Annotated in this window: 12 protein-coding genes; 8 read left to right on the plus strand and 4 right to left on the minus strand. The window is 72.9% G+C overall.

Translation table 11 applies throughout. The features are described from left to right. The first annotated feature begins 279 nt into the window (after positions 1-279). On the plus strand, positions 280-1,074 hold the full coding sequence (locus tag ACFVYF_RS03720) for an alpha/beta fold hydrolase (protein ID WP_389450171.1): 795 nt from the start codon (positions 280-282) through the stop codon (positions 1,072-1,074). Positions 1,075-1,221: 147 nt separating this feature from the next. After that, on the plus strand, positions 1,222-4,245 hold the full coding sequence (locus ACFVYF_RS03725) for a beta-galactosidase (RefSeq protein ID WP_389450647.1): 3,024 nt from the start codon (positions 1,222-1,224) through the stop codon (positions 4,243-4,245). Positions 4,246-4,316: 71 nt separating this feature from the next. Here ACFVYF_RS03725 and ACFVYF_RS03730 read toward each other — a convergent pair whose 3' ends face one another. The 4 genes from ACFVYF_RS03730 to ACFVYF_RS03745 all read right to left on the minus strand — a co-directional run bounded on the left by ACFVYF_RS03730 (position 4,317) and on the right by ACFVYF_RS03745 (position 7,562). Continuing rightward, on the minus strand, positions 4,317-5,165 hold the full coding sequence (locus tag ACFVYF_RS03730) for an SMP-30/gluconolactonase/LRE family protein (RefSeq protein ID WP_389450174.1): 849 nt from the start codon (positions 5,163-5,165) through the stop codon (positions 4,317-4,319). After that, a complete protein-coding gene (locus ACFVYF_RS03735; RefSeq protein ID WP_389450177.1) occupies positions 5,162-5,935 on the minus strand; it encodes an IclR family transcriptional regulator in 774 nt (257 codons plus the stop codon). The genes ACFVYF_RS03730 and ACFVYF_RS03735 overlap by 4 nt, the downstream gene beginning before the upstream one ends. A gap of 233 nt (positions 5,936-6,168) precedes the next feature. Beyond that, on the minus strand, positions 6,169-7,389 hold the full coding sequence (locus tag ACFVYF_RS03740; RefSeq protein WP_389450650.1) for a helix-turn-helix domain-containing protein: 1,221 nt from the start codon (positions 7,387-7,389) through the stop codon (positions 6,169-6,171). Between the two features lie 20 nt (positions 7,390-7,409). After that, on the minus strand, positions 7,410-7,562 hold the full coding sequence (locus ACFVYF_RS03745; RefSeq protein WP_389450180.1) for a hypothetical protein: 153 nt from the start codon (positions 7,560-7,562) through the stop codon (positions 7,410-7,412). A gap of 261 nt (positions 7,563-7,823) precedes the next feature. On the opposite strand from ACFVYF_RS03745, the gene ACFVYF_RS03750 reads away from it, so the two are divergent. The 6 genes from ACFVYF_RS03750 (at position 7,824) to ACFVYF_RS03775 (ending at position 17,645) form a co-directional block, all read left to right on the plus strand. Continuing rightward, positions 7,824-8,801 (plus strand): DUF3068 domain-containing protein, encoded by a 978-nt coding sequence (locus ACFVYF_RS03750; RefSeq protein WP_389450183.1) that lies wholly within the window; start codon positions 7,824-7,826, stop codon positions 8,799-8,801. Positions 8,802-9,042: 241 nt separating this feature from the next. Then, positions 9,043-10,194: a glycosyltransferase family 4 protein gene (locus tag ACFVYF_RS03755; protein ID WP_389450186.1), complete on the plus strand. Its 1,152-nt coding sequence runs from the start codon at positions 9,043-9,045 to the stop codon at positions 10,192-10,194. Beyond that, positions 10,191-10,991 carry a class I SAM-dependent methyltransferase gene (locus ACFVYF_RS03760; protein WP_389450189.1) on the plus strand — a complete coding sequence of 267 codons (801 nt, stop codon included), beginning with the start codon at positions 10,191-10,193 and terminating at the stop codon, positions 10,989-10,991. The genes ACFVYF_RS03755 and ACFVYF_RS03760 overlap by 4 nt, the downstream gene beginning before the upstream one ends. Then, positions 10,988-15,598 carry an alpha-(1->3)-arabinofuranosyltransferase family protein gene (locus tag ACFVYF_RS03765; protein WP_389450653.1) on the plus strand — a complete coding sequence of 1,537 codons (4,611 nt, stop codon included), beginning with the start codon at positions 10,988-10,990 and terminating at the stop codon, positions 15,596-15,598. Before ACFVYF_RS03760 ends, ACFVYF_RS03765 begins: the two co-directional genes overlap by 4 nt. Continuing rightward, positions 15,595-16,911, plus strand: a complete 1,317-nt coding sequence (locus tag ACFVYF_RS03770; protein ID WP_389450192.1) for a condensation protein — start codon at positions 15,595-15,597, stop codon at positions 16,909-16,911. Before ACFVYF_RS03765 ends, ACFVYF_RS03770 begins: the two co-directional genes overlap by 4 nt. After that, the gene (locus ACFVYF_RS03775) at positions 16,908-17,645 is read left to right on the plus strand and encodes a class I SAM-dependent methyltransferase (RefSeq protein WP_389450195.1); all 738 of its coding nucleotides are present in this window, start codon (positions 16,908-16,910) and stop codon (positions 17,643-17,645) included. Before ACFVYF_RS03770 ends, ACFVYF_RS03775 begins: the two co-directional genes overlap by 4 nt.

Genomic DNA, 17,645 nt, shown 5'->3' on the forward strand with positions numbered 1-17,645 from the left:
AGCCCCCGACGGGGGCTGCCCCGAACGGCAGGCCGGACAGTGGCGTGCGGCAAGCGGTGGCCGGGCAGTGGCGTGCAGTGGGCCGGCCAGGCAGTGGCGTGCGGGGAGCGGTGGCCCGGCCGGGCAGGCCGGACGCGCACCCGCACCCGCACTCGTGCCCGCACCCGCACCCGCACCCGCACCCGCACCCCAGGACCGGTCGCCGGAACCGATGAGTTCTCGGCGCCCGGGCGGTCGTAGTGGTGTCAGCGCATCGGACGACCGGACGGACACCACACCATGAACCACACGGGCGCCACTTCACCGGGTGAGACCGGTTACGCGAAGGTCAACGGCCTCGAGATGTACTACGAGGTGCACGCGGGCCCGGAGGCCGGAGCCGAGCGCCCGCTGGTGCTGCTGCACGGCGGGGTGCTCACCATCGACCTGTCCTTCTCCGCCGTCCTGCCCGCCCTGGCCCGCTCCCGGCGCGTCGTGGCCGTCGAGTTCCAGGCGCACGGTCGCACCGCCGACATCGACCGCGACATCTCCGTGGAGGGTCTGGCCTCGGACGTGGTGGCGCTGCTCGACGAACTCGGCATCCAGCAGGCCGACCTCTTCGGTTTCAGCCTGGGCGGTCTCACCGCGCTGGAGGTGGCGGTGCGCCACCCCGAGCGCGTCGGACGGCTGGTCCTGGGCTCCACCCCGTTCACCCAGGACGGCTACCACGACGAGATCCGCACGCCCGACTTCACCTCGCCACGCATGCCCGGCCAGGCGGACTTCGAGCAGATGTCCGAGGCGTACGCCCGTACCGCCCCGCACCCGGAGCGCTTCCAGGAGCTCCTCGCCAAGTCCACGGCAGCGGCCACGGCCGCCCTGCCGTGGACCCCGGACGATCTGCGCGGTCTGACGGCCCCCACGCTCCTCGTCATCGGCGACACCGACTTCGTCCGCATCGAGCACGCCGCCGAGATGCACCGGCTCATCCCCGGGTCGGAGCTGGCCGTGCTGCCCGCCACCACTCATATGCAGCTGACGCGGCGCACCTCCCTCCTCCTGCCGCTGCTGGACGAGTTCCTCGACGCCGGCTGAACGCGCCGGGGAGCGGCGGCCGTGCTGCCGTGAGCGAGCCCGGAGCGCCCGTACCGCGTAATCCGTCCGTGGCGGGGTCCGCATCGGGCGTGGTCGGGGGTTCCGCTGTGGACAATGGCCGCACCCGCGCCCCCCGAGGAGATTCCGTTGGTGTTGAGCAGACGTACCTTCAGCGCGATCGCCGGAACCAGCGCGCTCGGCCTCTCGCTCGGCGGCAGCGGAGGCGGAGGCGGCGCGGTGTACGCGGCCGGCACCGCGCCCACCGGACCCGCGCCCGGCCCGCCGGCGGCGGACGGGCGGACCCACACCATCGGCTTCGACCAGTACTCCCTGCTCGTCGACGGCAGACGCCTGGTGCTGTGGTCCGGCGAGGTGCATCCCTTCCGGTTGCCGAGCCCCTCGCTGTGGCGGGACGTCCTGCAGAAGCTGCGCGCCCACGGCTACAACGCCATCAGCATCTACGTGTCCTGGAACTTCCACTCCCCCGCGCCCGGCGCCTACGACTTCACGGGCGTGCGCGACCTGGACCTGTTCCTGCGCACGGCCGCCGAGACCGGGCTGTACGTCATCCTGCGGCCGGGCCCGTACATCAACGCGGAGATCGACGCGGGCGGCTTCCCGGGCTGGCTGACCGTCACCAAGGGCACCGCCCGGACCGCCGACCCCACCTATCTGAAGTACGCCGACGAGTGGCTGACGGAGGTCGACCGGATCGCCACCCGTCACCTCTACACCCACGGCGACGGCACGATCGTCCTCTACCAACTGGAGAACGAGTACGCGGACCACGTCACCTCGCCCGCCGGACGCGACTACATGGCGCATCTGTACGCGAAGGTCCGCGCCGACGGCATCGACGTCCCGCTCTTCCACAACGACAAGGGCCGGAACGGCTACTGGGCCCCCGGGACCTTCGACACGGGCCGGGAGAAGGGGGGTTACCTGTACGGCTTCGACGGCTACCCGTCACCGTCCGCGCCCCCGCCCGACTGGGGCTACTTCGGCGTCGGCGGCACGAAGGGCGGCTCGACCGCCAGCCCCGGAACGCCGGGGCTGCTGGCCGAGTTCGGGGGCGGCTGGTTCGATCCGTGGGGCGGGGCGGAGTTCGGCGGCAAGGGGTACACGGAGTCGGCCAGGACCCGCGACGCGGCGTACGAGCGGCGCTTCTACCTCACCAACCTCGCCAATGGCATCAAGATCCACAACGTCTACATGACCTTCGGCGGCACCTCCTGGGGCTGGCTGCCCGCGCCGGTCGTCTACACGTCGTACGACTACGGAGCCGCCCTCGACGAGGCACGGCAGCCGACCCCGAAACTGGTCCCGATGCACCAGCTCGGGCAGCTCCTGCACTGCCTGCCCGACCTGGCGAAACTGGACCGGGCCGAGGACATCACGGTCGGCGGAGTGGACAGCGAGGCGGGCGAAGAGGCGGGCGGCGGCGCCGGGATCAAGGCGTACCACCTGGTCAACCCGGACACCAAGGCGCACTTCTACGTGCTGCGCAACGACACGCCCGACGAGATCACGGCCTCGGTCCCGCTGGCGGGGGCGGGCGAGCCGGTCCCCGTCTCCGTCCCCGGCCTCGACGCGCGGCTGCTCGCCGCCGGCTTCACCTTCGGGCGGCGCACGGTGCGGTACTCCACCGCGCAGCCCATGCTGTGGCTCACCGCCGGGCGCCGGGACATCGCGGTGTTCACGGGCCGGCCGGGAGACCCGACGGAGACGGTGCTGGAGTACGCGAGCGAGCCGGTGGTCACGGTCCTGGACGGGGACGTGGAATACGACTACGACGATGGCGTCCTGCGCGTGGCGGCCGAACTCGACGGTCTCGTACGGGTGTTGGTGGAGGGCGGCGGTACGTCCACGCCGCTGCTGCTGCTCCTCGCCGACGACGAGGAGTCCGCCCGGCTGTGGCGTGACGACACCCCGTCCGGTCCTGTCCTGGTGCACGGGCCCGCGCTGCTGCGCACCGCCGCCCTGCGGGGCTCGGCCGTCCATCTCACCGGGGACACCGTCGAGGACACGGACCTGGAGGTCTGGGCACCGCGCGGGGTGCGCGACGTCGTGTGGAACCACGGCACGTCGAGATGCCGGTCCACCACCTCCGGAAGCCTGCGCACCGAGCAGCGGCTGCCCGGCGTCGGACCGGTGGCGCTGCCCGCCCTCACCCACTGGCGCCACCGGCTCGAGAACCCGGAGTCGGAGCCCGGCTTCGACGACTCGTCCTGGCCGGCCGCGGAGAAGACGGCGTCCCACAGCACGACCCCGGTGCCGGCCGGACAGCCGGTGCTCTTCAGCGACGACTACGGCTTCCACTACGGGGACGTCTGGTACCGGGGCCGCTTCGAGGAGGCGGCCGGTGCGACAGCGGTGTCCCTCGCGTATGTCGCCGGTACGCAGGGGCTGTTGATGGCGTGGCTGGACGGCCGGCCGCTCGGCACGCACCGGATGCCGGTGCCGGACACCAAGACCGTCCGGCAGGGCACCTGGACGGCGACGGCGACCTTCCCCGTGGAGGTGCGCGCGCCGGGACCGCATGTGCTCTCCGTGCTCGTCCGCCGGATGCAGCACGACCAGGACGGCAAGGCGAACGACACCCACAAGGCGGCCCGGGGCCTGACCGCCGTCACCTTCAACGGGGCCTCACCCGACCTGAGTTGGCGCCTCCAGGGCGAGACGGGCGCCGACCCGGTGCGCGGCCCCCTCAACAACGGGGGCCTGTACGGGGAGCGCAACGGCTGGCATCTGCCGGGCTTCACGGACCGCGACTGGGATCTGGTCGACTTCCCGCGCGCGGACCGGCGGCAGGGTGTCTCCTGGTACCGGACGGGCTTCCGGCTGGATGTCGACCCGGGAGTGGACGCCTCGATCGGGCTCGCCTTCGCGGACGACCCGGCCCGCGCGTACCGCGTCCAGATCTTCCTCAACGGCTGGAACATGGGGCAGTACATCAACGACGTCGGCCCCCAGCACACCTTCGTCCTGCCGAACGGGGTGCTGCGCACCCGGGGTGCCAACACCCTCGCCCTGGCCGTCCTGTCCGACGGCACCACACCGTCGGGGCCGGGCGAGGTGACGCTGACCCTGCTGGGCAGCGCGGCCGGAGGTGTTGCGGTGACCCCGGTGGACTCCCCGGGGCGGGCGTCCAAACGCGGGGGTGCGTCCTGAGCCTCGCCATGGCCGTGCGCGAGCCTCGTCGTGGCCGTCGCGCACCGGGGTAAGCCCGGTGCGGTCGGCCGCTATCCGGCGAAGGGAGGCTGAGGCAGTCCCTTTCCGGCGCCGGGCACCACGAGCAGCGAGCCCGACAGCGGGTGCGGCGCGTCAAGTCCCGTACGGGCCGTGGTGATGTACAGGTCGGTGAGGTCGGCGCCGCCGAACGCGCAGGCCGTGGGGCGGCGCACCGGGAGCTCGATCACGCGGTCGAGGTCGCCGTCCGGGGTGTAGCGGCGGACCGCTCCCCCGTCCCACAGCGCCACCCAGACACAGCCGTCGGCGTCGACGGTGAGCCCGTCGGGGAAGCCGGCGTCGACGACCGCCAACGGCCTTCGCCCGGAGGGCTGTTGGCCGTCGAAGTCGAACACGTCGATTCGCCGGGTCGGCGAGTCGACGTAGTACAGGAGCCGTCCGTCCGGGCTCCAGCCCGTGCCGTTGCTGACGGCGACGCCGTCGAGGACCGTGCGGATCCCGCCGTCCGGTGCGATCCGGGACAGCGTGCCGCCGCCCGGCGCCTCGTCGTAGCGCATGGTGCCGGCCCACAGCGTGCCGTCGGGTGCGACGGCCGCGTCGTTGCCCCGGCGGCCGGGGACGGGCTCGCGGTGCAGCCACCGGAAGCCCTCGGCCGCGCCCGGTGGACCGTAAAGCCCCACGCCGTCACGGAGGTTGACGACCAGGCCGCCGCCCGCCCGGGGTTTCGCCGCGCCCACGTGCTGCTCGGTGACCATGACCGTGCGGCGCCCGGAGACCGGGGCGTAGGTGTGGACCCGGGAGCCGAGGATGTCCACCCAGATCAGCCGCCGCCCGGCCGCGTCCCAGGTGGGCCCCTCCCCGAGCGACGCGCGGGCGTGGACCGCGACCTCGAAGCCCGTCATCCCACGCTCCGGTGCCCGAGCCGCTCGGACAGCTCGGCCGCGCCCTTGACGGCGAGCTGCTCCAGCTCGGCCCGGCGCTCGTCGCTCCAGCGGATCATCGGTACGGAGATGGAGAGGGCGGCGACGACCTGTCCCGTGCGGTCGCGGACCGGGGCCGCGACACAGCTGACGTCCGGGTTGGACTCACGGCTCTCCACGGCGAGGCCGCGTTGGCGGATCTCGGTGAGGGCCTCGCGCAGGGCGGCCGGCTCGGTGATGCTGTTGGGCGTCATCGCGGCCAGCCGGGCGTTGTCGGGGATGCGGGAGGCCAGCTCCGGCTCGGGGAGCGAGGCGAGCAGCATCTTGCCGACGGAGGTGCAGTGCGCGGGCAGCCGGCGCCCGGCGGCGGACACCATCCGCACGGCGTGCGTGGAGTCCACCTTGGCGATGTAGATGACGTCGGTGCCTTCGAGGATGGCCACGTGCACGGTCTCGTCGCACGTCTCGGCGACCGAGCGGGCGACCTGCTGGCCCTCGGCGGCGAGGTCCAGCTGCTCGGCGTACCGGCTGCCGAGCTGGTAGGGCCGCACCCCGAGCCGGTAGCGTCCGGGCTGGCCCGGCACCTGCACGATGTACGACCGCGCGGCGAGTGTGGTGACCAGCTCGTGCACGGTGGTGCGCGGGAGCTGGAGCCGGCGCACGATGTCGGGAGCGGAGAGCGTGCCGTCCCCGTCGAGGAAGAGTTCCAGTATGTCGAGAGCGCGGGTCACGGCAGGTACGAGGCGTCCCACGAGCGGCCCCTCCCTTTGTTCGAAATTTCAACAGACGATCGGGATGACGAACACAGGCTAGTCATAGTGGGCTTGGCCGGGCAATGGGCGGACGCTCGCCGGCCCGCCCGCCGAGCCGAGTGGGCGGCTGGAAACCGACGGGTGGGCAGGGTCGGATGCCTGGTGGCCAAGATGCCTGATGGGCGGGAAACCGACGGTGGGCAGGGACCTGCACACAAGGCCCCGGCCGGACGTCAGCGGCGGGGGCGCGGGTCGCCGAGCTCACCGCGGAGGCGCTGCGCCCGCAGTACCAGCTCCAGCTCGAAGCGCCGGTCCGGATCGTCGACCTCGTCGCCCCACAGCTCCCGGATCTGCCGGAGGCGGTAGCGGACGGTCTGCGGGTGGACCCCGAGCCGGGCGGCGACCTCGGGCGCGCCCCCGCGCGTTTCCAGCCACGCGAGCAGGGTCTCCGCGAGGCGGCGCCCGTGGGTGGGCCCGCAGTGGGCGAGGGGCTCGAGGCAGCGCAGCGCGAGGTCGTCGATCAGTTCCTCGGGCTGGAGCAGGACCAGCGCCTCCGTGTGTTCCGTGCAGTGCAGCACCTCGCCGCCCGGCAGCAGCCGGCGCTCCATGAGCCGTAGCGCCGCCTCCGCCCAGCGCAGCGACTTCGCCGCGTCGGCCAGCGGCACCGGCGGTCCGATCGCCCCGGCCCAGCCGGTGAGCGCGCGGTGCAGCAGCTCGGGACGGCCGGCCGCGTCCGGGTCGGGCACGACCATGCGGGGCTGCTCGTACTCCATGTCGAGCAGCACGCTCTGGCCGACGGCGGGGGCGACGGCCTCGCGGGCCGGGCGCAGCAGCACCCCGACGGCGACCTTGTCGGGCAGCGGCCAGCCGACCCGGGCGGCGCGTTCGGCCAGCGCTTCGGTGGCGTCCCCCCGGGTGCGCTCGGACAGGAGCAACTCCATCAGGCGCCGTTGGAGGCGCAGGCGCTCCCCTGCCTGCCGGGCGGCGGCCTCGGCATAGCCGCGCACGGACTGGTCGACCAGCCAGTCGAGATACTCGTAGCCCACGTCGACCAGCTCGTACATCGCCGGTGGCGGGATGTCGACGCGCTGTCCGATCTCGGCGAAGCGGCGCCAGGCGAGCCGGACCCCCAGCCGGTAGATCGCCTGGAGCGAGTTCAGACTGCGGCCGTTGAGGCCCTCGCCCCGGCCGAACTCCTGGAAGACCTCGGGGTGGACGCGCGGGCCGTCGGCGGTCTCCAGATGCTGGATGAAGACCTCGATCGCCCGGCGGATCCCGACCAGCGCCATCGGCTCGCCGGAGTCGTCCAGCACGACGGGCAGCTGCGGGTACTCCCGGCGGATCTCGTGCAGGATCTCCTCGGCCAGCACCGGCGCCTCGGTCATCGCGAGCGCCGCGAACTGCCGTAACTGGAGCGGCGGGACGTCACGCCATGCCGAGCGCACGGAGACCATTCCCGGGCGGGAGGCCACGGTCAGCGCCCCTGAGCGGCATGCTCGTAGGTGATCAGCGGTGTGTTCGGCTGGTCCGGGGTCGCGTCGAGCAGCGCGACGATGCCGAGTGCGGCACCGACCGCGAGTACGGCGGCGGCCGTGACCGTCAGTGCGGCAGCGAGCAGTCTGGACATGCGCAGGGTCAGCCTCTCTGTCGGAGGTCGTCCCCACCCCGGTCGCCCGCACCGGCGAACCCGTGCGGTCTGTCCCACGCCGGCCCCGCCCGGCAAGTCCCCAGTCTCGACAATGCATTGACACCCCGTCAAGGGTGCGCCTACGGTTCCCGGCCCATACCGCACGTGCACTTTCCCTCCTGGTGTCGAGGCACGCGTATCACCACGTATCACCCGGTATCACGCGTCCGCCGAGCCGCCTCAAGCCTCTGGAGTGCCCGGATGCGCCGGAAAGCATCACCCGTCTCCCTGGTCCTGCTGGGCCTGGGCACCTTCCTGCTGGTACTGGCCCCGTTGCTCGCCTGGTACGTGCAGCCACGTGCCGCCGTGAACCCCGTCGACATCGACACCACCGCCGTCTACACCGGTTCGGGCAGCGTCTTCGACGTGGACAAGGTCAAGACCGTGCCCGACCAGAAGATCACCGTGACCCAGCAGGTGCGCGGCGATGTCGCCGACAGCGAACGCAGCGGGAAGGCGGTCTGGGACGTGACGACGACGGTCGACACGGACAAGTCGCTGCCCGCGGCCGATCCCCACGACGCGCTGGAGTTCACACCCCACCGGTGGGTCACCGACCGGAGGACCAACGCACCGGTGCACTGCTGCCAGGAGAAGCCGTACATCGAGGGCGAGGCCTACCTCAAGTTCCCCTTCGACGTGCAGAAACGCGCCTACCGCTGGTGGGACAACTCCCTTGGCGCGACGGTGACGTTGAACTACCGCGGCACCAAGAAGATCCGCGGGTACGAGGGCTACCGCTTCACCGGCACCGTGCCCGCGACCAGGACCGGGACCCGTCTGGTGCCGGGCGCCATCGTCGGACAGCCCGAGCGCAGCCAGGTGCTCGCCGAGGAGTGGTACGCCAACCACCTCATCGAGCTCGTCGTGGACCAGCGCACCGGCCGGGTGATCTACGCCCAGGTCGGCCCGCGCAAGACCCTGCGCGCCCCGGACGGTAAGAAGGACGCGGCGGTGCTCCTGGACAGCCGGAAGCTCTCGTTCACCGCGGACACCCAGAAGTTCGCGGTGGACCAGGCGAAGAAGGAGAGCGGTCAACTGCGCATGGTGGGGCAGACGTTGCCCGTGGGGGCCGCTGTGCTCGGGTTCCTGCTCGCCGTCGCGGGTGTCGTTTTGGTGGTACGCGGGCGGCCACATCCCGAAACGTCCGAGTCCTCCCAGCCTCCGCTCACGATGTGATGTGGTGTCAGCTCCACAAACCCCGGAAATTGTCACTTCGGTGAGTAGCAGCATCGAACCACTGGGCGAAAACTGTCCACCCCCACCCAGCACAGCCCCCGCACAACCCCGCCACAGCCGGCACCCGCGTCCCCCACAGACCGGCAGATCCGAGAACCCACCCGAAGACCGAGGATCCGCGCGCGCTCCACTTCCGGCCCCCCACACTGAGTTCCGCACCCTGAGACGAGTTGGAGCACCAATGCCCCAGCACGTACCTTCCTCGCTGCGTGAGGCGTTCCCGCGCTCCGCGCAGTACCCTCCGGCGCTCCCCCCACACCCGCGCCGAATCGTTTTCCTCGCCCGCCGGGACCTCGACAACCCCGCGGCGGGCGGCTCAGAACTCCTGGTCGACCGGCTCGCCGACGGCCTGACCCAGCTCGGCCACCAGGTCACGCTGCTCTGCGGAGGTCCCACGGCCTACCGCGACTACCGGGTCGTCTCGGCAGGCGGAGACCTGGGGCACTATCTGCGCGCCCGCCCCGCCTTCCACCGGGAGGTCGGGGACTGCGACCTGCTGGTCGAGGTGTGCAACGGGATGCCGTATCTGGCCCCGCTGTGGCACCGCGGCCCCACGCTCTGCCTGGTCAACCACGTCCACACCGATCTGTGGCGGATGCGCTTCGGCGGCGCGCTGGCGCCCGCCGCACGGCTCGGCCGAAGACTCGAGCATTGGGCGCTGACCGGCGCCCGGCGCCGCAACCTGGTGGTCGCCGTCTCCCCGTCGACGGCCCACGCCCTGCGCGCGATCGGGGTCGAGCGGGACCGGATCCGGGTCGTGCACAACGGGGTCGAGGAGCCGGGGCCGCGTGCCGCGCGCTCGCCGGAGCCGCTGTTCCTGGCGATGGGGCGGCTCGTCGAGTACAAGCGGATCGATCTGCTGCTGCGGCTGTGGGAGCGGGTGCGCCCGGTCACCGGAGGCCGGCTGGTGATCATCGGCGACGGTCCGGAACGCGAACGGCTGGCACAACTCGCGGGCCCCGGTGTGGAGTTCGCGGGTCATGTCTCCGAGGCCGAGAAGCACCGGCTGCTGTGCGCCGCCTGGCTGCTGCTGCATCCTTCCGCGGTCGAGGGCTGGGGCCTGGTGGTCACGGAGGCGGCGGCCCGGGAGACCCCGGCGATCGCCTTCGACGTACCCGGTCTGCGCGACTCCGTGGTGGACGGCGAGACGGGCGTGCTGGCCCGCGGCGAGTCCTCCTTCGCGGCGGCCTGGTGCACCCTCGCGCTCAGCGGCCACCGCCGCACGCTGATGGGCAAGGCGGCCCGCGACCGCGCCGCCCAGTTCCGCTGGAACCACACGGTCCGCCAGTTCGGAGCCGTGGCCGCGGAGGCGGTGAGGGGCTGGACGCCATGAGGACCCCGAGCAGCGCGGGCCGGACCAATCGGCCGGGCGCGGGCACCGGGCGGGGCAGGGGTGCGGGCACCGGCCTCAAGGACCCCTCCATACGCCGGTCCCTCGCCCTCTTCCGCGCCTTTCTGCACGAGCAGGAGGATCCCGAGGCCTGCTACTCGCTGCTGGCCCGGGACGCCGCCGACCAGGTCGAGGCGTACGGCGCGCTCCAGGGCCGGACCGTCGTGGACATCGGCGGCGGGGGCGGCTACTTCACCTCCGAGTTCCGCCGGCGCGGGGCGCACGCGTATCTCTTCGAGCCGGACGTAGGGGAGTTGGGGCCGAAGCCGCCCGAAGGTGCCGTCGTCGCGGACGGGTATCTGCTGCCGCTCGCGGACGGGGTCGCCGACGTCTGCTTCTCCTCCAACGTCCTGGAACACGTCGCCGATCCGGGGACCTTCCTCAGCGAGATGGTGCGGGTGACCCGGCCCGACGGGCTGATCTACGTGTCGTTCACCAACTGGCTGTCCCCGTGGGGCGGTCACGAGTGGGCGCCCTGGCACTACCTCGGCGCCGAGCGGGCACGGGCCCGCTACCGGCGCCGTACCGGCAAGGACGCCAAGCACACCCTCGGCGAGAACCTCCACGCCGTGCACATCGGCACCACCCTCCGGCAGGTGCGCGCCCGCGACGACGTCACGGTCGTCTCGGCGCGCTCCCGCTACTGGCCGTTCCTCGCGTCGGCCGTGGCGAAGGTGCCGGGGCTGCGCGAGTTCGCCACTTGGAACCTCCTCCTCATCCTCCGGCGGTGTCCAGCATGACGAGCACGGTCCAGGCTCCTCCCCCGGCAGCCGTCCGCCCCACCGCGACCGCCTCCGGCCCCCCGGAGGGGCCGCGGTCGAAGCGCTGGCTGCTGGGGTTCTGGGCCGTGGTGTTCGTGCTGTTCCTGGTCGTGCACCCGGGACGCACGACCTTCGACACCAAGCTCGGCGTCGCGCTCGACCCCTGGCAGTTCCTCTCCGACCTGGGCCAGTTGTGGCACGACCGGGGCGGCTTCGGCGGGATCCAGGACCAGTACGTCGGCTACGCCTGGCCGATGCTGCCGTTCTACGGCCTGTGCAAGCTGGTGCATCTCCCGGTGTGGCTGGCGGAGCGGCTGTGGCTGTCGCTCGTGGTGTCCGTCGCGTTCTGGGGTGCGCTGCGGCTGGCGGAGCGGCTCCGCATAGGCAGCGGCGGCTCCCGGCTGCTCGCCGCGGTGGCGTACGCGCTGTGGCCGGTGTTCACCATCGTCGTCGGCTCGACCTCGGCCGCCGCGCTCCCGGGCGCCTTCCTCCCCTGGGTGCTGCTGCCGCTGACCAACGAGCGGTACACGGCCCGCGTCGCGGCGCTGCGCTCGGCCCTGTTCATCCCCTTCATGGGCGGGGTGAACGCCGCCGCGACCCTGGCGTCCCTGCTCCCCGTCGGCCTCTATCTCCTCTCGCGTCCGCGCGGGCCCCGGCAGCGCAAGCTGATCGCCTGGTGGGTGCCGGGGGTGATCCTGGCGACGGCCTGGTGGATCGTCCCGCTGCTGCTGCTCGGTATCTACGGCGAGAACTTCCTTCCGTACGTGGAGACTTCCCAGACCACGACCGCCACCATGTCCGCGACCGAGACCCTGCGCGGAGCCGGCAACTGGGTCGCGTATCTGCACTTCGGTGAGGCCTGGCTGCCGGCCGGCTGGACCGTCGTCTCCTCGGTGCTGGTGGTCCTCTGCTCGGCGCTCGCGGCCGGGCTCGGTCTCGCGGGTCTCGCCCGGCGGGACATGCCCGAGCGGCGATGGCTGGTCCTGACCGTGCTCACGGTCGCGCTCATCACCCTGGCCGGGTACGGCGGTTCGTTCGGCGCGCCCTTCCACGGCGTCGTGCAGGACTGGCTGAACGGCGGTCTCGTCCCCTTCCGGAACATCTACAAGTTCCAGACCGGGCTGGCACTCGCCCTCGTGTTCGGACTGGCCCATCTGGTGGGGGTCGCCTCCTCGGAGCGCGGGGCCCGCCGGGTCCGCGGCCGCCGGTTCGCCCCGCTGATCGCCGCCGTACTCATCGTGCCGGGGCTCGCCCTGCCGTATCTCAACGGGTCGATCCTGAACCCGGGTTCGTTCCAGGAGCTTCCCAAGTACTGGCAGACCACGGCCGACTGGCTGGAGAAGTACTCCCCGGACTCCCGCGCCCTCGTCGTCCCCGGCACCGCGCACGGCATCTACACCTGGGGTTCCCCCATCGACCAGCCCCTCGACGTCCTCGCCGACTCCCGCTGGGCGCAGCGCGACTACGTCCCCTTCGGCACCGCGGGCAACCGGCGGGCCATGGACGCGGTCGAGCAGGCGCTGGCGACCGGTGCCGAAGTCCCGGGTCTCGCGGACTACTTGAGCCGTGCGGGCCTCTACTACGTCGTCGTCCGCAACGATCTCGACCCCGATCAGCTCGGCTACGTCCCGACGCCGACCGTGAAGCGGACCCTGGAGCAGTCCGGGTACCGGCGGGTGACCGGGTTCGGGCCCGTGATGACCGGCGGGCGCATAGCGAATGGCACTCCCCTGCAGGTCGAGGGGCTGTATCCGCGGCAGCGCGCGGTCGAGGTCTACGAGCCGGTGAGCCAGGACGTGCCACGGCCCGGGCAGGCGGGGCTCACCGCGGTCGCCGACACCGCCGTCGTCTCGGGCGGTCCCGAGGCGCTGCTGCCGCTGTCCGCCGACCCGGCGCTGCGCGGCCGGGCCACCGTGCTGACCGGTGACAATCACCCCGGGCTCGGTACGCCCGAGATACAGATATCCGGCGACGGACTGCGGCGGGCCGACACCCGTTTCGGCCTGGTCAACGCCAACACCTCGTACACGTACACCCGCGACCAGCGCAATGACAGCGACGCCGTGCAGGATCCGGGTGAGGGACCGCACCAGATCCTGCCGGTGAAGGGCACCGGCCATCAGACGGTGGCCGAGCTGCGCGGCGCCCGTTCGGTGACCGCCTCCTCGACCGGTAACTGGCTGTTCTACCTGCCGCAGTACGACCCGGTGAACGCCTTCGACGGCAATCCGGACACCGCGTGGGCGGAGGGTGCGGCGGGCTCGGCGGACGGGCAGTGGCTGCGGATCGGGTTCAGCGGCTCGGTGGACGTGCCGTCGTCCTTCAAGGTGACCCCGCTGCCGCAGGACGGGGTGCGCTCGGCGCCGACCCGGGTACGGGTGGAGACGGAGAAGGGCTCCGTCACCAGCTATCTCCAGCCCAACGGCCAGAGCCAGCGCATCAAGGCCCGTGCGGGATCGTCCAGTTGGCTGAAGATCACGATCGTCGACTCCACCGAGCGGCACTCCGGCCTGACCGGTGCGGGCTTCTCCGAGATCGACCTGCCGGACGTGCAGGTGACCCGTCTGCTGCGGCTCCCGACGGACGTCGCGGACTCGGACGCCGCCGCCGGCATCGTCTCGCTGCACCGCACCGCCGACCCCACCGGACTCTCCCCGACGGGCACCGAGGCGGGCCTGCACCGCCGCTTCACGACCTCGGCGGCGGGGGCGTACGAGGTGCAGGCGAGCGCGGTCCCGGTGCCCGGTGAGGAACTCGACAAGCTGCTCTACGAGGTCGCGCCCGAGCAGCAGAGCCGGATCGTCGCGACGGCGGACTCCACGGCGAAGCTCGGCGCCGGCCTGTCGGCGCGCAATCTCACGGACGGCGACCTGACGACGGCCTGGATCGCCGGGGACCGGCCGACGATCCATCTGAGCTGGCCGGACAAACAGCCGGTCGGCTCGATCGTGCTGGCCCCGGCCGGCGGCCTCTCCACCCGGCCGACGAAGATCAGCGTCAGCTCCCCGGACGGCGCGGCGATCGTCGGGGTCGACGAGAACGGCTGGGCACGCTTCGACCCCATCACCACCGACCACCTCGACATCACCGTCACACAGACCGCGCCCCTGACGGTCCACAACCCGGTCGCGGACGACGATCTGCAGCTGCCGGTCGGGCTGACGGAGGCGTACATCCCGGCCCTCGACCAGTACCGCACCCCGCAGCCCTCGCCGTCGCGGACGTTCTCGCTCCCGTGCGGAAAGGGACCGGCCATCGCGGTCGACGGCAAGCTCTACGAGACCAGCGCGAAGGGGACCGTGGAGGATCTGGTGGACCGCCGGGCGATCGACCTGACGCTCTGCCAGAAGGGCGCCGACAACGCCTCCTTGGGCCTGGCGACCGGCTCGCACCGGGTGGAGGCCGGTGACGCGGGGCCGCTGACGGTGACGGACGTGACGCTGACGCACGGCACGGTCGCGGAGCCCGCCACCGCGGGACGCGACCTCAAGATCCAGGACTGGCTGGGCGACCGCCGGGAGGTGAGCGTCGGCTCGGGCGCGGCCTCCTACCTGACGACGTACGAGAACTTCAACGACGGCTGGCAGGCCACGCTGGACGGCAAGAAGCTCACGCCGGTCCGGCTCGACGGCTGGCAGCAGGGCTGGCGGATCCCGTCCGGCGCGGGCGGCACGGTCAAGCTGTCGTACGCACCCTCGACCACGTACGAGGCCGGGCTGATCGGCGGCGGGGTCGGGGTCGCGGCCCTGGTGGCACTCGTGGTGTGGCGGCGCCGTGCGCCCAGCACCGACGAGCCGCAGCCGGTGCCGCCGAACCCGGGCCTGTGGCTGGGCCTGGTGGCGCTCACCCTGGTGGGCGTCGTCATCGCCGGGTTCTTCGCGCTGCTGGTCCCGCTACTGGCGCTGCTGGCACGCAAGCGGCACACCCTGCTCGTGCCGATCGCCTTCCTCGCCCTCGCGGGGGCGGGCATCGCGGCGGCGACCGGGGCCGGGGCGCCGGCCGCCGAGGACTCGGGCGCGTTCGGACCGGTTGCCCAACTCCTCGCGCTGATCGGCCTGTTCGCGGCTCTGGTGAGCGTGCATGAGCCCACGCCCGGCGCTGCGGGGTCGACCCTGCGGTGGCGGACGGCGCCCGGTGCGTCGGCGCCCCCGGGAGCGGAGGCCCCGACGGCACCACTGCCGCGCCGGCGCAGGGGCGAGAGCGGCGGTCCCGGGGCAGGCCCGGCCACTGGACCGGAGGCGGCCGGAGCGGATTCGGGCAGCAGGGCGGAGGCGGCTTCTGCCTCCCCGGGCGCACCACCGCGACCGGAGAGCCCCGCGCCTCCACCCCCGGGTGTGCCGCCGCACGCGGGCTCGGACACCTCTCCACCCCCGGGTGCCTCGCCGCATCCGGACTCCGAGGCGTCCTCCGGGGTCCCGCCGCGAGTGGAGGCCGGGCCGACCGTCTCCGCCCGGGGGCCCGCATCGGCGCAGCCCGACCCCGACCCGCCCACCACACGGTTCGGACTGCGCAAGCCGAAGTTCCGGGCGACGGATCCCGAGGACACGGTCCGCCCGGACGACACGGGGAAGGACGGCGCCACATGACCGCGGTGGAGCACCCGGCGCGGGACGGCACGGACGGGCCCCCGCGGACTCCCGTACGCGTTCCGTTCCCGGTGGTCGACGAGGTCTCCCGGCACTGCCTCCAGGAGGAGGAGCCCGAGACCGTCCACATCGAGGTCCATCTGCCGGGCCGCCTCGCCCCGGACCGGCTGACCACGGCCTTCACCGAGGCGCTGCACCGCCACCCGCGCATCCTGATGCGCGAGGCGGCGGGCCCCTGGTACCGGCGCCGCTACGAGTGGGAGCTGACCCCGGACCCGGACGTGGAGGTGGTGGCGTTCCCGCCGCCGGACCGCGACGCGCTCAAGCACGCACGGGCGCGGGCGCTGGACGACGCCCCACCCCTGTCCGCGTCACCGCCGATCCGGCTCGAAGTGGTCGACGAGGACGACAAGTCCGAGGGCACCGTCCTCTTCCTCACCATCAACCACACGGCACTGGACGGGCCGGCCTGTCTCCGCATTCTGGCCACCGCGGCCGAGCTGTACGGCGGCCGGGACAACTCCCCCGCCGCCCCGCCGGTGCGCGCCCCCGACACCTCGCCCGCCGTCCAGGTGGAGACCCCCTCCACCTGGACCCCGCCCGCCCGGGTCGCCCAGGGTGCGCCCGAGCCCTCCCCCGGCAACGGCATGCTCGTCACCGAGCTCGCCGTCCCGCACCGCCCCAAGGGCTCGCCCTACACGGTGAACGACCAGCTGATGGCGGCCACCGCCCTGATGATCGCCCACTGGAACCGGGAGCACGGCGCCCGCCCCCGCCCCCTGCGCATCACCATGCCGGTCGACGACCGCCCCCGGGGCACGGACATGCCCATCGGAAACGGCACCCGGCTCGTCGAAGTCCCCTTCGCGCCCGAGGAGTTGGACGCGCACCGGATGGGCGAGCTGCTGCGCCGCACGGCGGACCGCACCCGGGCGCTGAAGTCCCTGCCGCGCCCCCAACTGGGCCACGGAGCGGCGCTGTTGACGGCCCCCGTGGTCCCGGTGGCCTGGCGGGCGGCCGCCACCCGGGGCCTGCGCCGGGCGGCCGCGCCCTGGACGTCGACCACGCTGCTGAGCAACATCGGCCGCATCCCGTACTCCCTGGACTTCGGGGAGGAGGCCGGCCGCGCCCACGCCGTCTGGTTCTCCGCCCCGGCCCGGATGCCCCGCGGTCTGACCGTCACGACCGCGTCCACCGCGGGCCGCCTCCACTGCGCCCTGCGCTGGTCGCGCAGTCTGCTCAGCCACGGCGACGGCGCCCACCTCCGCGACCTGTTCGAGCACTATCTGCACGCGACGGAGGAGGGCACATGACGACGTCCGCCCCGGTGAGACGACCCGGCCTGCGCGACTTCTACGAGGACCCGGCCGTCCCCGTCGCCTCCGGTACCCCCCGCAGTCTGCGCCAGGCGCGGATGCTGGCCGCAGCCCTCGGCCCGGCCACCGAGGGCGCGAAGACCGTCCTGGACATCGGCTGCGGCGACGGCACCGCCGCGGCCACCGCGGCACCCCTCCTCGCCGGCCACCGGCTCGTCGGCGTCGACTGGTCGCAGGACGCCCTCAGACGCGCCCACGCCCGGCTGCCGTACGCCGTCCGCGGTGAACTCTCCGACGGCGGGCTGCCGTTCGCGGCCGAGTCGGCCGACGCCGTCCTGTTCAGCGAGGTGATCGAGCATCTCGTGGACCCGGACAGCGCCCTGGACGAGATCCGCCGGGTGCTGCGCCCCGGCGGCCACCTGATGCTCTCCACCCCGAACCTCGCCGCCTGGTACAACCGCGCCCTGCTGCTGGCCGGCGTCCAGCCGGTCTTCTCCGAGGTGAGCCTGCGCGCGATCCACGGCCGGCCGGGCAAGGAGGTCGTGGGTCATCTGCGGCTCTACACGGCCCGCGCGCTGCGGGAGTTCGTGGCCGCCTCCGGCTTCGAGGTCGTACAGCTGCGGGGTGCGCCCTTCCACGGCGTCCCGCGTCCGCTGCGGCCGCTGGACCGGCTGGCCTGCGCGGTCCCCTCGGCCTCCTCGATCCTCCTGCTGCACGCGCGAAGGACGTAA

The sequence above is a fragment of the Streptomyces sp. NPDC058274 genome (assembly GCF_042881375.1).
Lineage (GTDB): Bacteria > Actinomycetota > Actinomycetes > Streptomycetales > Streptomycetaceae > Streptomyces.

Excerpts from the sequence above, each read along its gene's own strand:
- ACFVYF_RS03720 (WP_389450171.1), top strand. The coding sequence starts at position 280 with ATGAACCACACGGGCGCCACTTCACCGGGTGAGACCGGTTACGCGAAG.
- ACFVYF_RS03730 (WP_389450174.1), bottom strand. The coding sequence starts at position 5,165 with ATGACGGGCTTCGAGGTCGCGGTCCACGCCCGCGCGTCGCTCGGGGAG.
- ACFVYF_RS03740 (WP_389450650.1), bottom strand. The coding sequence starts at position 7,389 with ATGGTCTCCGTGCGCTCGGCATGGCGTGACGTCCCGCCGCTCCAGTTA.
- ACFVYF_RS03745 (WP_389450180.1), bottom strand. The coding sequence starts at position 7,562 with ATGTCCAGACTGCTCGCTGCCGCACTGACGGTCACGGCCGCCGCCGTA.
- ACFVYF_RS03750 (WP_389450183.1), top strand. The coding sequence starts at position 7,824 with ATGCGCCGGAAAGCATCACCCGTCTCCCTGGTCCTGCTGGGCCTGGGC.
- ACFVYF_RS03755 (WP_389450186.1), top strand. The coding sequence starts at position 9,043 with ATGCCCCAGCACGTACCTTCCTCGCTGCGTGAGGCGTTCCCGCGCTCC.
- ACFVYF_RS03760 (WP_389450189.1), top strand. The coding sequence starts at position 10,191 with ATGAGGACCCCGAGCAGCGCGGGCCGGACCAATCGGCCGGGCGCGGGC.
- ACFVYF_RS03765 (WP_389450653.1), top strand. The coding sequence starts at position 10,988 with ATGACGAGCACGGTCCAGGCTCCTCCCCCGGCAGCCGTCCGCCCCACC.
- ACFVYF_RS03770 (WP_389450192.1), top strand. The coding sequence starts at position 15,595 with ATGACCGCGGTGGAGCACCCGGCGCGGGACGGCACGGACGGGCCCCCG.
- ACFVYF_RS03775 (WP_389450195.1), top strand. The coding sequence starts at position 16,908 with ATGACGACGTCCGCCCCGGTGAGACGACCCGGCCTGCGCGACTTCTAC.